The 14,864-nt window shown below is 72.1% G+C and carries 13 protein-coding genes and 1 riboswitch; of the genes, 3 read left to right on the top strand and 10 right to left on the bottom strand.

Going from position 1 to position 14,864, the window contains the following annotated elements:
• Positions 1-65: 65 nt before the first annotated feature.
• The gene (locus ACF059_RS23425; RefSeq protein ID WP_392060216.1) at positions 66-698 is read left to right on the top strand and encodes a uridine kinase; all 633 of its coding nucleotides are present in this window, start codon (positions 66-68) and stop codon (positions 696-698) included.
• Between the two features lie 420 nt (positions 699-1,118).
• A complete protein-coding gene (locus ACF059_RS23420) occupies positions 1,119-3,041 on the top strand; it encodes an AAA family ATPase (RefSeq protein ID WP_392060212.1) in 1,923 nt (640 codons plus the stop codon).
• A 54-nt stretch (positions 3,042-3,095) separates the two neighbouring features.
• Here ACF059_RS23420 and ACF059_RS23415 read toward each other — a convergent pair whose 3' ends face one another.
• The 10 genes from ACF059_RS23415 to ribD form a co-directional block, all read right to left on the bottom strand.
• Positions 3,096-4,139, bottom strand: coding sequence for a hemolysin family protein (locus ACF059_RS23415; RefSeq protein WP_392060209.1), 1,044 nt, complete (start codon positions 4,137-4,139; stop codon positions 3,096-3,098).
• Positions 4,136-5,566, bottom strand: a complete 1,431-nt coding sequence (locus ACF059_RS23410; protein ID WP_361952799.1) for a hemolysin family protein — start codon at positions 5,564-5,566, stop codon at positions 4,136-4,138. The genes ACF059_RS23415 and ACF059_RS23410 overlap by 4 nt, the downstream gene beginning before the upstream one ends.
• Positions 5,567-5,766: 200 nt before the next feature.
• Positions 5,767-6,228 (bottom strand): PH domain-containing protein, encoded by a 462-nt coding sequence (locus ACF059_RS23405; protein ID WP_392060206.1) that lies wholly within the window; start codon positions 6,226-6,228, stop codon positions 5,767-5,769.
• Positions 6,229-6,272: 44 nt separating this feature from the next.
• Positions 6,273-7,121: an ATP phosphoribosyltransferase gene (hisG, locus tag ACF059_RS23400; RefSeq protein WP_360902259.1), complete on the bottom strand. Its 849-nt coding sequence runs from the start codon at positions 7,119-7,121 to the stop codon at positions 6,273-6,275.
• Positions 7,122-7,176: 55 nt separating this feature from the next.
• A complete protein-coding gene (locus tag ACF059_RS23395; RefSeq protein ID WP_243631636.1) occupies positions 7,177-7,458 on the bottom strand; it encodes a phosphoribosyl-ATP diphosphatase in 282 nt (93 codons plus the stop codon).
• Positions 7,459-7,493: 35 nt separating this feature from the next.
• Positions 7,494-7,979, bottom strand: coding sequence for a 6,7-dimethyl-8-ribityllumazine synthase (ribH, locus tag ACF059_RS23390; RefSeq protein ID WP_215031692.1), 486 nt, complete (start codon positions 7,977-7,979; stop codon positions 7,494-7,496).
• Positions 7,980-8,032: 53 nt separating this feature from the next.
• Positions 8,033-9,328, bottom strand: coding sequence for a bifunctional 3,4-dihydroxy-2-butanone-4-phosphate synthase/GTP cyclohydrolase II (locus ACF059_RS23385; RefSeq protein ID WP_392060202.1), 1,296 nt, complete (start codon positions 9,326-9,328; stop codon positions 8,033-8,035).
• Positions 9,325-9,969 carry a nicotinamide mononucleotide transporter family protein gene (locus ACF059_RS23380; protein ID WP_366866840.1) on the bottom strand — a complete coding sequence of 215 codons (645 nt, stop codon included), beginning with the start codon at positions 9,967-9,969 and terminating at the stop codon, positions 9,325-9,327. The genes ACF059_RS23385 and ACF059_RS23380 overlap by 4 nt, the downstream gene beginning before the upstream one ends.
• A gap of 5 nt (positions 9,970-9,974) precedes the next feature.
• Positions 9,975-10,577, bottom strand: coding sequence for a riboflavin synthase (locus ACF059_RS23375; protein WP_392060199.1), 603 nt, complete (start codon positions 10,575-10,577; stop codon positions 9,975-9,977).
• A gap of 1 nt (position 10,578) precedes the next feature.
• Positions 10,579-11,715, bottom strand: a complete 1,137-nt coding sequence (gene ribD, locus ACF059_RS23370) for a bifunctional diaminohydroxyphosphoribosylaminopyrimidine deaminase/5-amino-6-(5-phosphoribosylamino)uracil reductase RibD (protein WP_392060196.1) — start codon at positions 11,713-11,715, stop codon at positions 10,579-10,581.
• Positions 11,716-11,865: 150 nt separating this feature from the next.
• Positions 11,866-11,996, bottom strand: a riboswitch (FMN riboswitch).
• A gap of 244 nt (positions 11,997-12,240) precedes the next feature.
• Here ribD and ACF059_RS23365 point away from each other — a divergent pair.
• The gene (locus ACF059_RS23365) at positions 12,241-14,562 is read left to right on the top strand and encodes a chitinase C-terminal domain-containing protein (RefSeq protein WP_392060193.1); all 2,322 of its coding nucleotides are present in this window, start codon (positions 12,241-12,243) and stop codon (positions 14,560-14,562) included.
• Positions 14,563-14,864 lie beyond the last annotated feature (302 nt).

Genomic DNA, 14,864 nt, shown 5'->3' with positions numbered 1-14,864 from the left:
CTTCCAGTTCCCGGCGGCCGTACGTCGAAGCCCGGGGCCGTGTCGGGCTTGTCTACGCTGGTCGGGTGGAGCCACACCCGTCACTTGAGTCACTCGCCCGCGAGCTCGCCGCGTCACCTCCCTCCCTCGGCCCGGTGCGGCTCATCGGCGTCGACGGGCACGCCGGATCCGGGAAGAGCACCTTCGCCGGGCGGCTCGCGGAGCTGATGGGCGCTCCGGTGCTGCACCTGGACGACGTGGCCAGCCACGAGGAGCTCTTCGGCTGGCAGGAGCGGCTGCGCGCGCAGGTGCTGGAGCCGCTGGGCGAGGGACGGCCCGCGCACTGGGCCCCGTACGACTGGGTGGAGCGCCGCTTCGGGCCCCCGCGGGTGCTGGAGCCGGCGCCGGTGGTGCTCGTGGAGGGGGTCGGGGCGGGGCGGCGGGCGCTGCGCCCGCATCTGGCGCGCCTGCTGTGGATGGAGACGCCGCGCGCGCAGTCCTGGGGGCGGGGGCGAAACCGGGACGGAGTCGAACTCTCCGACTTCTGGGACGGATGGGAGCGCGCGGAGCGCGCGCACTTCTCCAGCGACCCTTCACGCCCCTTCGCCGACTTCCTGGTACGCCAGAGCGGTACGGGATACGAGTGGTCTTCCGGGGCGGGTGCGACAGCTGGATCCCGCTCTTCTGTCACCGAGGGTGACGAACTCCCCCGGGCCTGAGCGGCCCGGAGATCCGCTCCGCCCGGGCCCTCCGGGACCCGCTTGACCTCGGCCCCGCGGCGGCCTTACGTTCTCAATGTGCGGCTTTTACGGCCGCCGCGGACACGAAGCCCCCGATTGTTCCCCCGTGATCGGGGGCTTCGTTCTGCCCGGCGCCGCCGCCCGCGCCCGCGTCGGCACCCCCTGCGCACCCTCCGCACCCCTCCGCGCCGCCGTCGCGCGGCCCGCACACCCGCCCGTTCTTCACCCTGCGTCACGATGAGCCAGGGGGGCGCAGGCCCGAACCGGCCCCGTCGCGCCCTACGTAAGGTGCCGTACCGCAGGTACGATGCACCCCTGATTTCATCGGCGCAGTGGGCAACTCGCGCGCTCGAAGCGGGGGTTACCGCGCACCACGGGGGCAGGCTTGTGGGGGACGTGATGGATTTCGGCACGCCGGGCAGCATGCACTCCCCGGCCGAGCTCGCCTGGCTGCGAGGCGTCGACGCCTGCACGATGGGCGCCTACCCGCAGGCCGAGGAGGAGTTCCGGGCGGCCGTACGGCTCGATCCCTCGATGGCCGACGGCTGGCTGGGCCTGCACGCGTTACGGGTCGACACCGGCAACGCCCTGCTGCGCATGTACGCGCACCGCGACCGCTTCGGCGAGCAGCGGGCCCGGCACCGCCGCACGCTGAATTCCTGGTACTGGCTGGGCTGGTGGGTGCAGCCGGTGCTGGAGAGCCGGCGGGACCTGCTGCTCGCCCACGCCTCGCACTGGCTGGACGGCCGCCACGTGCCCGAGCTGGACCAGGCCCTCGCCGCGCTGCCGCCGGTGGACGCCGATCCGCAGGTCCGCTTCCTGCACGCCTGCCGGGCCTATCTGGTCAAGGACTGGGACCAGTTGGTGCGTCACACCGAGCCGCTGGTCAACGATCCGCTGCTCGGGATCGAGGCCGGACTGTTCGGCGGCATGGCGCGGGTCCGGCTGGAGATGTACGGGCAGGCGGAGCCGATGCTGTCGGCGGCCCTGATGCGGTGCCGCAGCGAGCAGCCGCAGCGCAAGGAGCTGCGCTACTGGCTGGCGCGGGCGCACGAGGGCACCGGGCGCAGTGCGGCGGCGCTGCCGCTGTACCGGGCGGTGCACCGGGTGGACCCCTCGTTCATGGACACGGCGGCGCGGCTGACGGCCATCGAGGACGGCGACGACACCGACGGCATGGCCGATCTGGCGGGCCTGGCGGGCTACGCCGGGTACGGGGCCCACGCCGGGCACGGCCCGTTCCCGGCCGGCGGGGACTTCGCTGCGGTCGCGCTGGGCGGCGGGCCCGTCCAGGACGTCGCGGCGGACGGCCAGGCCGACCCGGACCCGCTGGCTCCGCCCCCGCCTCCGGGCGGCCGGGTGGAGGGCGTACGGCGCAAGGTGTCCGTCCCGCCCCAGGGCGCGCCCGAGGACCTGCCGGCCGCGCCCGCCGACCCGGCGGCGCTCGCCGAGGCGCTGGCGGAGCTGGAGCGCATGGTGGGTCTGGAGCCGGTCAAGCGGCAGGTGAAAGCGCTCTCCGCGCAGCTGCACATGGCGCGGCTGCGGGCAGGGCAGGGGCTGCCGGTGCAGCCTCCCAAGCGCCACTTCGTGTTCTCCGGGCCCTCGGGCACCGGCAAGACGACGGTGGCCCGGATCCTGGGCCGGGTCTTCTACGCGCTGGGTCTGCTCGGCGGCGACCACCTGGTGGAGGCGCAACGGGCGGACCTCGTCGGGGAGTTCCTGGGCCAGACGGCGGTGAAGGCGAACGAGCTGATCGATTCCGCGATCGGCGGGGTGCTGTTCGTGGACGAGGCGTACTCGCTGTCCAACTCGGGCTACAGCAAGGGCGACGCGTACGGCGACGAGGCCCTGCAGGTGCTGCTCAAGCGGGCCGAGGACAACCGCGACCACCTGGTGGTGATCCTGGCCGGGTATCCGGCGGGGATGGACCGGCTGCTGGCCGCGAATCCGGGGCTGTCCTCGCGGTTCACCACCCGGGTGGACTTCCCCAGCTACCGGCCGCTGGAACTGACGGCGATCGGCGGGGTGCTGGCGGACTCCAACGGGGACCACTGGGACGAGGAGGCGCTGGAGGAGCTGCGCAGCATCAGCGCGCACGTGGTCGAGCAGGGGTGGATCGACGAGCTCGGCAACGGCCGCTTCCTGCGGACGCTGTACGAGAAGAGCTGCGCTTACCGGGACCTGCGGCTGGCGGGCTTCGCGGGCGAGCCGTCGCGGGACGACCTGGCCACGCTGCGACTGCCGGACCTGATGCAGGCGTACGGGGAGGTCCTGTCGGGCCGGGGGCCGCGGGAGCGGCCGGAGCCGCCACCGCCGCTGTGACCCGGGCGGGCCGCGGCGACGGCGACGGCGGTGACGGCGCCGGAGGCGGGGCTGCTACGTCCGGCCTGCCGGGACGCGGTGTGCGGGGTCGCGGACCTCGCCCACCAGCATTTCCAGGACGTCCTCCAGGGCCACCAGGCCCAGCACCCCGCCCGCCGGGTCGGCGACCTGGGCCAGGTGCGTGGCCTCCCTGCGCATGACGCTGAGCGCGTCGTCCAGCGGGAGCGTCGCGGACAGCGTGGTCATCCGGCGCCAGACCCGCTGGGGTACGGCCCGCTCCCGGTCCTCCAGGTCCAGTACGTCCTTGACGTGCAGGTAGCCCATGAAGGCGCCGCTGTCGGCGCGGACGGGGAAGCGGGAGTAGCCGGTCCGCACGGTCAGCTGCTCGATCTGGCGCGGGGTGACGGCGGGCCCGACCGTGACGAGGCGGTCCCGGTCCAGGAGGACGTCGGTGACGGGGCGGCTGCCCAGTTCCAGCGCGTCCTCCAGCCGTTCCTGTTCGACCGGCTCCAGGAGCCCGGCCTGCCGGGAGTCCTTGAGGAGCCGGCCCAGCTGGGCGGAGGTGTAGACGGCCTCGACCTCGTCCTTGGGCTCGACCTTGAAGAGCCTGAGGACGAGCTTGGCGCAGGCCCCGAGGCCGGTGGTGACGGGCCCGCACACGCGGGCGAAGGCCACCAGGCCGGGGCTGAACCACAGGGCGGTCTTCTCGGGGGCGGCCATGGCGAGGTTCTTGGGGACCATCTCGCCGATGACCAGGTGCAGGAAGACCACGGCGGCGAGCGCGACGGCGTAGCCGAGCGGGTGGACCAGGCCGTGCGGTACGTGGACGGCGTGGAAGACCGGTTCCAGGAGCCGGGCCACGGTGGGTTCGGCGACCGCTCCGAGGGTGAGCGAGCACACGGTGATGCCGAACTGCGCGGCGGCCATCATGCGGGGCAGGTTCTCCAGGCCGTGCAGGACCTGGCGCGCCCGCTTGGACTCGGCCGCGAGGGGCTCGATCTGGCTGCGGCGTACGGAGACGAGGGCGAACTCGGCTCCGACGAAGAAGCCGTTGGCCAGGACCAGGAGCAGGGCGAAGAGCAGCTGGAGCGCGTTCATCGGGCGGCTCCTTCCAGCTCGGCCCGCTGCGGGACCGGGTCGCCGTGGCGGCCGGAGCCGAGGACGGCGGCGTGGCCGCTCTGGTGGGGCTGCTGGTACGGGCCGGCCGCGGGCACCGTGGTCAGCCGTACGAGGCGCACCCGCTCGGCGCGGTTGCGGCCGACGCGGCGGACGGACAGCCTCCAGCCGGGGAGCTCCGCGCGGTCCCCGGGGGCGGGGATCCGGCCGAGCAGGTCGGCGACGAGGCCGGCGACGGTCTCGTACGGGCCTTCGGGGACCTCCAGGCCTATCCGGCGCAGGGTCTGGACCCGGCAGCTGCCGTCGGCCTCCCAGGAGGGGCGGCCGTCCTCGGCCGCGACGGCGGCCAGTTCGGGGATGTCGTCCTCGGCGAGGTCGTGCTCGTCGCGGACCTCGCCGACGAGTTCCTCCACGATGTCCTCCAGCGTGACGACGCCGGCGGTGCCGCCGTACTCGTCGACGACGACGGCCATGGGCTGTTCGCTGCGCAGCCGCTCCAGCAGCGGCTGCACGGGCAGGGAGCCGGGCACCAGCAGCGGGGCGACGCAGATCCGGCTGACGCTGGTGCGGTCGCGTTCGGCCTCGGGCACGGCGAGGGCGTCCTTGAGGTGGACGACGCCTGTGATCTCGTCGATGCGCTCGCGGTAGACCGGGAAGCGGGACAGGCCCGTGGCGCGGGTCAGGTTGAGCACGTCGGCCGCGGTGGCCGTGTGCATCAGGGCGCTGACCTTCACCCGGGGCGTCATGACGTGCTGGGCGGTGAGGTCGCCCAGCGACAGGGTCCGTACGAAGAGGTCGGCGGTGTCCTGTTCGAGGGCGCCGGCCTGGGCCGAGTGGCGGACCAGGGAGACCAGTTCGCCGGGGGTGCGGGCCGAGGCCATCTCGTCGGTGGGTTCCACGCCGAGCGCCCGGACGAGCCGGTTGGCCACGGCGTTGAGGCCGGCGATGACCGGCCGGAAGACGCGGGAGAAGGCGTTTTGCGGTCCGGCGACGAAGCGGGCCACCTGGAGCGGCCGGGAGACCGCCCAGTTCTTCGGGACGAGCTCGCCGACGACCATCTGGACGGCGGAGGCGAGCAGCATGCCGATGACGACGGCGACGCCGGCGACGGCTCCCCGGGGCAGGCCCGCCGCGGCCAGCGGCCCGGCCAGCAAGGCGGCGAGCGCGGGCTGGGCGAGCATGCCGACGACGAGGGAGGTGATGGTGATGCCGAGCTGGGTGCCGGAGAGCTGGAAGGACAGCTCCCCGAGGGCCTTGACCACCGTACGGGCACGGCGGTCTCCGTCGGCTGCGGCGCGCTCGGCCTCGGGTCGCTCCACGGTGACGAGGCCGAATTCGGCCGCCACGAAGAAACCGTTGGCGAGGATCAGGGCGAAGGCCGCCAGGAGAAGAAGGAACGGGGTGCTCATGCCGCCGCCTCCGGGGGGAGGGCGGCGCGGGTATTACCGGACGATCCGTCCATTGCTGGAGGGAGTCACTCCTCAAGTCGCAGGTGCCCGCGGGCCACGGGGTCCCGGGGCCGGTGGGGGGGCGCACAGCTGCGCCCCGCCACCAGGGTAGTCACTGAGATCGTGGCCGCAACGGTACGCAGCGGCGGGGATCGGGGCGATCAGTGGGCGTTCGTGCCGGTTCCCCGGGATTCGACGAGGCCGCGCAGGGCGCGGGCGTCGCCGATCGCCTGCTGCTTGGCGACACCCGGCTGGATGCCGAGGGCGGGCAGGCTGGTGCCGTCGCTGAGGTCGAGGAACACCCACGGGTCGCCGGGGCGTAGGTTGACGCGCAGGATCTGCGCCCACTCCAGGCGGCGGGTGGTGGTCAGGTTCACGACGGTGACCCCGCCCTCGTCCGCGACCACCTTGGGGCGGCTGAGCAGGACGAGTACGGAGGTCAGCAGGACGGCGGTGAAGACGAAGCTGATCCGCTCCCCCGGGCCGAGGTTCTCCAGCAGCAGGGCGATCGCCGTGATGGTGGTGAACATGGCGAGCCCGACGCCCAGCAGGACGACCCGGGTGCGGGTCGGCCGGAAGGTGACCGGCAGGGTGGGTACGGGCTGGGCGGCGGACTCGGCCATGGTGCTTCGGGTGCCTTCTGCAGTGGTGTCGCGGGCCGGACGGGTCAGAGACGGCAGGCGTGGATGGAGGTGGTGAGGATCGCGCGCGCGCCGAGCTCGTACAGGTCGTCCATGATCCGCTGGGCTTCCTTGGCCGGGACCATGGCGCGGACGGCCACCCAGCCCTCGTTGTGCAGCGGGGAGATGGTCGGCGACTCCAGGCCCGGGGTGAGGGCGACCGCGCGCTCCAGGTGCTCGGCGCGGCAGTCGTAGTCCATCATCACGTAGCTGCGGGCGACCAGGACGCCCTGGAGGCGGCGCAGGAACTGCTGGGCCTGCGGGTCCTCGGGGTCGGCGCCGTTGCGGCGGATGACGACGGCCTCGGAGCGCAGGATCGGCTCGCCGATGACCTCCAGGCCCGCGTTGCGCAGGCTGGTGCCGGTCTCGACGACGTCCGCGATGATCTGGGCGACGCCGAGCTGGATGGCGGTCTCGACCGCGCCGTCCAGGTGGACGACGGAGGCGTCGATGCCCTGGTCGGCGAGGTGCTTGGCGACGATTCCCTCGTACGAGGTCGCGATCGTCATGCCGTGGAAGTCCTCGGGGCCCTTCGCCGTGCCGGGCTTGGTGGCGTAGCGGAAGGTGGAACGCCCGAAGTTCAGCGGCAGGATCTCCTCGGCGCTGGCGCCGGAGTCGAGCAGCAGGTCGCGGCCGGTGATGCCGATGTCGAGCTTGCCCGAGGAGACGTAGATCGCGATGTCCTTGGGGCGGAGGTAGAAGAACTCCACCTCGTTCTCGGGGTCGACGACCACGAGCTCCTTGGACTCCTTGCGCTGGCGGTAGCCGGCCTCATGGAGCATCGCCGACGCCGGTCCGGAGAGTGAACCCTTGTTGGGGACGGCGATGCGCAGCATGGGGCTTCCTTTGGTGCGTGGTGGCGTGATCGGGCGGGGTGTGTGCGTGCCTGGCTCAGAGGTGCGCGTAGACGTCGTCGAGGGAGATCCCGCGCGCGACCATCATCACCTGGACGTGGTACAGCAGCTGCGAGATCTCCTCGGCGGCGGCGTCCTTGCTCTCGTATTCGGCGGCCATCCAGACCTCGGCGGCCTCCTCGACGACCTTCTTGCCGATGGCATGGACGCCCTTGTGGACGAGCTCGGCGGTGCGGGAGGTGCTGGGGTCGCCGTCGGCGGCCTTGAGCTGGAGCTCGGTGAAGAGCTCTTCGAAGCTCTTGGAGGGTTTGTTCGCCATGATGGTCCTCAGAATACGGGGTTTCCCCACGCCACTCAGCGCCAGGGTTCGCTGACGGTCCGCAGGGTCATGGCGGTGGAGACGGCGGCGGTGACCGCTTCGTGTCCCTTGTCCTCGTTCGACCCCTCAAGCCCGGCGCGGTCCAGCGCCTGCTCGTCGTTGTCGCAGGTCAGCACACCGAAGCCGACGGGGACTCCGGTGTCGATCGACACCTGTACCAGGCCCTGGGTGACGCCCTGGCAGACGTAGTCGAAGTGCGGGGTGCCGCCGCGGATGACCACTCCGAGGGCGACGATGGCATCGTAACCGCGACCGGCCAGTACCTTCGCCACGACCGGGAGCTCGAAGCTGCCGGGGACGCGGAGCACGGTGGGCTCGTCGATGCCGAGCTCGTGCAGGGCCCGCAGGGCGCCGTCGACCAGTCCGTCCATGACCTTCTCGTGCCACTGGGCCGCGATCACGGCGACTCGGAGGTCTCCGCAGTTCTTCACGCTCAGTTCGGGTGCGCCCTTGCCGCTCACAGCTCTGCTCCTCGGTGGTTCGTAGGGTTCGTAGGGGATGTGGTGCGTTCGTTCTACTGGTTGCCGCAGGCGGACGTGGTCGCGGCCGCGTCCAGCCAGGGCAGGTCGTGCCCCATCCGGTCCCGCTTGGTGCGCAGGTACCGCAGGTTGTGCTCGCCCGCCTCCACCGGCATGGACTCCCGGCTGGTGACCGTGATCCCGTGCCGGACGAGGGCGTCGGACTTCTCCGGGTTGTTGGTCAGCAGCCGGACGCTGCGCACGCCGAGGTCGCCGAGGATCTGCGCGCCGGCCGCGTAGTCGCGGGCGTCGGCGGGCAGGCCCAGCTCCAGGTTGGCGTCGAGGGTGTCGCGGCCGCGCTCCTGGAGCTCGTAGGCGCGCAGCTTGGACAGCAGTCCGATGCCGCGGCCCTCGTGGCCGCGCAGGTAGACGACGACCCCGCGGCCCTCCGCCTTGATGCGCTCCATGGAGGCGTGCAGCTGGGGGCCGCAGTCGCAGCGCTGCGAGGCGAAGATGTCGCCGGTCAGGCATTCGGAGTGCATGCGGACCAGCACGTCCTCGCCGCCGTCGGCGCGGACGTCGCCGTGGACGAGGGCGACGTGCTCGACGCCGTCGACGGTGGAGCGGTAGCCGTACGCCGTGAAGGGGCCGAAGGCGGTGGGCAGGCTGACCTCGGCCTCGCGGCGCACGGTGGGCTCGGCGGAGCGGCGGTAGGCGATCAGGTCCTCGATGGAGATGATCGTCAGGCCGTGCTTGCGGGCGAAGGGGATCAGCTCGGGCAGGCGCAGCATGACGCCGTCCTCACCGGCGATCTCCACGATCGCGCCGACCGGGCGCAGGCCCGCGAGGCGGGCGAGGTCGACGGCCGCCTCGGTGTGGCCGTTGCGGACCAGCACGCCGCCGGGCTTGGCGCGCAGCGGGAAGACGTGGCCGGGGCGGACGAAGTCGGTGGGCTGGGCGATCCCGCCGGCGAGCAGGCGCAGGGTGGTGGCCCGGTCGGAGGCGGAGATGCCGGTGGTGACGCCGTGGACGGCGCTCGCGTCGACGGAGACGGTGAAGGCGGTCTGCATCGACTCGGTGTTGTGCTGGACCATCTGCGGGAGTTCGAGCCGGTCCAGCTCGGGGCCCTCCATGGGGGCGCAGATCAGGCCGCGGCACTCGCTCATCATGAAGGCGATGATCTCGGGGGTGGCCTTCTCGGCGGCGATGACGAGGTCGCCCTCGTTCTCGCGGTCCTCGTCGTCGACGACGACGATCGGACGGCCCGCCGCGATGTCGCGGACGGCCTGCTCGACGGGGTCGAGGCGGAAGGTCTCTTCGGGGACGTCGGGCACGGGCTTGAGGCTGGTCATGCCGTTGCTCCTTCCAGGGCCGGGGCGGGGGTGGTGCGCGAGCGGAGCCACCAGTCGCGCAGGCCCCACAGGACGAGCGCGCCGTAGATGACGTAGACGAAGCCGGAGAAGGCGTAGCCGTTGGCGAAGTTCAGGGGCACGCCGACGAGGTCGACGAGGAGCCAGGCGAACCAGAACTCGACCATGCCGCGCGACTGGGCGTACATGGCGACGATCGTGCCGACGAAGATGTAGGCGTCGGGCCAGGGGTCCCAGGACAGCGCCGGGTAGGCGGTGAAGAGCAGGGCGACGGCGACGGTGCCGAGGGCGGCGGCGCCGACGAGGACTCCGCGCTCGCGCCAGCTGGCGAAGCGGACGGCGATCGTGCCGTCCTGGGCCTTGTGGCGGCCGCGGCTCCACTGCGCCCAGCCCCAGGCCGCGACGAGCATGACCACGACCTGCTTGCCGGCGCTGCCGGACAGGTGGCCGGCGGCGAAGGCCACGAAGAGGATGACGCCCGAGAGGAACTGGGCGGGCCAGGTCCATATGGAGCGCCGCCAGCCGAGGGCGAGGGCGAGCAGACCGATCGTGTTGCCGATCATGTCGGACCACTTGATGTGCTGGTCGAAGGCGGTGAACGCCTCGGAGTTCAGCCAGTTCAGGGCGCTCACTGGCCGGCCTCCCGGCCCGCGAGCAGGCGCTCGACGTACTTGGCGAGGACGTCGACCTCCAGGTTGACCGGGTCGCCGCTCTGCTTGATGCCGAGCGTGGTCAGCGCGAGGGTGGTGGGGATGAGGCTGACGGTGAACCAGTCGGCGGCGGCCTCGACCACGGTGAGGCTGACGCCGTCGACCGTGATGGAGCCCTTCTCGACGACGTAGCGCGAGAGGTTCGCGGGGAGGGCGATCTTGACGATCTCCCAGTGTTCGGAGGGGGTTCGGGAGAGGATCTCGCCGGTTCCGTCCACGTGTCCCTGGACCAGGTGGCCGCCGAGCCGTCCGCCGAGGGCCATCGGGCGCTCCAGGTTGACCCGGGAGCCCTTGGTCAGGGCGCCGAGGCTGGAGCGGTTGAGGGTCTCCTGCATGACGTCGGCGGTGAACTCGCCGTCGGCGCTCTCCACGACGGTCAGGCAGACGCCGTTGACGGCGATGGAGTCGCCGTGCTTGGCGCCCTCGGTGACGAGGGGGCCGCGCAGCCGGAAGCGGGAGGCTTCCTCGAGCTGCTCGACGGCGGTGACCTCGCCCAGTTCTTCGACGATTCCGGTGAACACTTCAGTGCTCCTTGGGGGGCGTGTGGACGGTGGGGACGGCGGTGATGCGCAGGTCGGGGCCGATGCGGACGGCCTCGGTGATGTCGAGGCGCACCGCATGCGAGATGTTCGTGACGCCGGCGTCGGCGAGGGCGGCGGGGCCCGCGCCGAGGAGGGCGGGGGCGAGGTAGCCGACGACCCGGTCGACGGCTCCGCCTTCGAGGAAGGCGCCCGCCAGCGTGGGTCCGCCTTCCAGGAACAGGGAGCGCACGCCGCGGGCGTACAGGTGGGTGAGCAGGTCGTGGACGCCGATGCGGCCGCCGTGCAGGGGCAGTCGGAGGACCTCGACGCCGGGCAGGTGCCGGGTGTCGGCGTCCTCGCCGACGACGATCAGGGTCGGTGCGGCGTCGTCGAGGATGCGGGCGGTCGGCAGGATCGTGGCGTGGGTGTCGAGCGCGATCCGCAGCGGCTGGGTCGCGCCCTCGACGTCCCGGACGGCGAGGTGCGGGTCGTCCTGGCGCAGCGTCCCGCCGCCGACGAGGACGGCGTCGGCCTCGGCGCGCAGCCGGTGGACGTCGGCCCGGGACTCGGCGGAGGTGATCCAGCGGCTGCTGCCGTCGGCGGCGGCGCTGCGGCCGTCGAGGGTGGCGGCGTACTTCCAGGTGACGTACGGGCGGCCGAGGCGTACGGAGGTCAGCCAGGCGGCGTTGCCCGCCTCGGCCTCGTCCGCGAGCAGCCCGGCCTCCGTGGTGATCCCGGCGGCCCGCAGGGTGGCGGCGCCGCCGCCGGCCCGCGGGTCGGGGTCGCTGACGGCATAGACCACGCGGGTGATCCCGGCCGCGATCAGGGCTTGGGCGCAGGGTCCCGTACGGCCGGTGTGGTTGCAGGGTTCGAGGGTGACGTAGGCGGTGCCGCCGCGGGCGGCCTCACCGGCCGCCCGCAGGGCGTGGACCTCGGCGTGCGGTCCGCCGGCCCGCTCGTGCCAGCCCTCGCCGACGACCGCGCCCGTGGCGTCGGTGATGACGCAGCCGACGACCGGGTTGGGGCTGGTGGAGCCGAGTCCGCGGGCGGCGAGCTCGACGGCTCGGCCCATGGCGCGGGTGTCCGCGTCGGGTGCTGCGTGCGCGGCGTGGGTCGCCACCGGGTCCTCCTGCCTCATCGGGCACGGACTCCGGGGCCTGTCGGGATACGACAGATGAAGCGGTACAGCTCACACGGGGACGCCGAGGCCGGAAAAGCGGTCCGCTCGGAGACATCCACAGGGATGTGCCGATGAACCGCCGACGGCGGCGTACCGGTGACTGGCCCGCCGCGCACTGCCTCCCATCCGGACTTTAACCGTCGGTCCAGGAATCTCACCTGGTCAACCGGCCGCTGGCTGCGGACGGGTCGCGGACTATAACCGCCGGTTCGGAATTACACCGACCCCGGAGTGCGCTGCTACTGGTACTGAAGCCAGTCTGCCACGGGGGATCGGCAGCCACGCGAGTGATGTGGTGTGGCCTGGCTCACAGGAGGACCGGACCGGAGCGGGTTTTGTCAAGTGGACCGCGGTTGGTCCAGACCTATTGACGGGGTGGTCTAGTCCTCTTAACGTTCCCTTCAACTTCCCGGCAACAGCCCGTCAGATGTGCGCTGTGCGCCCTGTCATGCCCCTGCCATCCTCCCCTCCCCAGGAGGCACCATGCCGTCCCCCACACGTTCGAGAGCGATGCTCCTGGCATCCGGCGCCGCAATCGCCGGACTGCTGCTGGGCGGGCTCTCGGCGGGCGTCTCGCACGCCGCCGACCACGAGAGCTGTCGCCCCGACGGGCTCTACAAGACGGCCGGCGTCGACGTCCCGTACTGCTCGGTCTACGACGCCGAGGGCCGCGAGAAGATGGGCGCCGACCACCAGCGTCGCGTCATCGGATACTTCACCGGCTGGCGCACCGGCAAGGACGGCGCCCCCGCCTACCTCGCCCACGACATCCCGTGGCCCAAGGTCACCCACCTGAACTACGCCTTCGCCCACGTGGGCGCCGACAACAAGATCTCGGTCGGCTCCGACAACGCGAACAACGCCGCCACCGGGATGACCTGGCCGGGCGTCGCGGGCGCCGAGATGGACCCGGCCCTCCCGTACAAGGGCCACTTCAACCAGCTGACGAAGTTCAAGAAGCAGCACCCGAACGTCAAGACCCTCATCTCGGTCGGCGGCTGGGCGGAGACCGGCGGCTACTTCGGCGACGACGGCAAGCGGGTCGCCTCCGGCGGCTTCTACTCCATGGCCACCAACGCCGACGGCTCCGTCAACCAGGCCGGCATCGACACCTTCGCCGACTCCTCCGTCGCGTTCATCCGCACGTACGGGTTCAACGGCGTCGACATCGACTACGAGTACCCGACCACCATGAAGGACGCGGGCAACCCCCTGGACTGGCAGCTGTCCAACGCCCGCCGCGCCGGCCTGGTCCAGGGCTACGCGGCCCTGATGAAGTCCCTGCGCGAGAAGCTCGACCGCGCGGGCGCCGCCGACGGCAAGCACTACCTGCTCTCCGTCGCCGCCCCCTCCTCCGGCTACCTGCTGCGCGGCATGGAGACGTTCCAGGTGCAGAAGTACCTGGACTACGTCAACATCATGTCCTACGACCTGCACGGCGCCTGGAACGAGCACGTCGGCCCCAACGCCTCGCTGTTCGACGACGGCAAGGACGGGGAACTGGCCGCCGCGGGCGTCTACTCCACCTCCCAGTACGGCGGCATCGGCTACCTGAACACCGACTGGGCGTACCACTACTTCCGCGGCTCGATGCCGGGAGGCCGCATCAACATCGGCCTGCCGTACTACACCCGCGGCTTCAAGAACGTGCAGGGCGGCACGGACGGTCTGTGGGGCAAGGCCCCCGCGACCACCTGCCCGGCCGGGGCGGGCCTGACCAAGTGCGGTGACGGCGCGGTCGGCATCGACAACCTGTGGCACGACAAGGACACCAACGGGGCCGAGTCCCCGGCCGGCTCCAACCCGATGTGGCACGCCAAGAACCTGGAGAAGGGGGTCGTCGGCGACTACGTCACCAAGTACGGCTTCCCGGCGAACACCACGCTGACCGGCACCTACGTCCGCAAGTACGACTCCACCCTGGCGGCGCCGTGGCTGTGGAACGCCGAGAAGAAGGTCTTCCTCTCGACCGAGGACGAGCAGTCGGTGGCCGCCAAGGCCGACTACGTGGTCAACAAGGGCATCGGCGGCACGATGGTCTGGGAGCTGGCGGGCGACTACGCGTACAACGCGGCCAAGGGCCAGTACGAGAGCGGCGCCACGCTCACCTCCCTGATGTACGACAAGTTCAAGGCGGCCACCCCGTACGGCGCGAAGAAGGCCGGCGCGGCCCTGCCCGCCCAGGCCGTGGACGTCAAGACGGAGTTCACCGAGTTCAAGCTGGGCGACTCCAACTACCCGCTCACCCCGAAGCTGCGGATCACCAACAACACGCGCACCACGCTGCCCGGCGGCACCGAGTTCCAGTTCGACTACGGCACCTCCGCCCCGAACAACGCCTCGGACCAGTCCGGCTTCGGCACGAAGGTGATCAGCAGCGGCCACACCGGCCCCAACGTCGGCGGCCTCAAGGGCGACTTCCAGCGGGTCTCCCTGAAGCTCCCGGCCTGGCAGACGCTGGCCCCGGGTGCCTCGGTCGACCTGGCGTTCAACTACTACCTGCCGGTGTCCACGCCCTCCAACTGGACGGTGACCATCTCCGGCACCACCTACGCCCTGGCCGGCGACCTGGCACGGGGCACCACCCTGGTGGAACCGGGCGGCCAGACCACGACCCCGCCGACCACCCCTCCCCCCACGGGCGGAACCTGCACCACCCCGGCCTACGTGGCGGGCACCGTCTACAACACCGGCAGCCTCGTCTCCCACAAGGGCCACACCTGGAAGGCCCAGTGGTGGACGCAGAACGAGGAGCCCGGCACCACGGGCGAGTGGGGCGTCTGGAAGGACCAGGGCACCTGCTGACCACCTGAGTCCCCGGTGGCCAATCGGCCACCGGGCCCCGGCCGCACGCCCCTCCCCGACGGGGTCGGGCGTGTGCCGACGTACCCCCGGGGGCCCTGGAGGAAAACGCAGGCCGCACCGGACACCACCGCCGGTCGCGACGGGGCCGGGTGTGTGGCGGGGTGTCCCCGCAGGGCGTCGAACGCGCCACCGCCGCACCTCCCGACCCCCCGAACCGTTCGGCGCCCGAGGAGACACCCCGGCGCGCACCCGGCCCCGTCGCGACCGGCCCCGCAGCCGGGCCCGCAGCCCGGCCCCGGCCC

The sequence above is a fragment of the Streptomyces sp. NPDC016562 genome (assembly GCF_043076955.1).
Lineage (GTDB): Bacteria > Actinomycetota > Actinomycetes > Streptomycetales > Streptomycetaceae > Streptomyces.
This window is presented reverse-complemented; position numbering and strand designations above follow the sequence as displayed.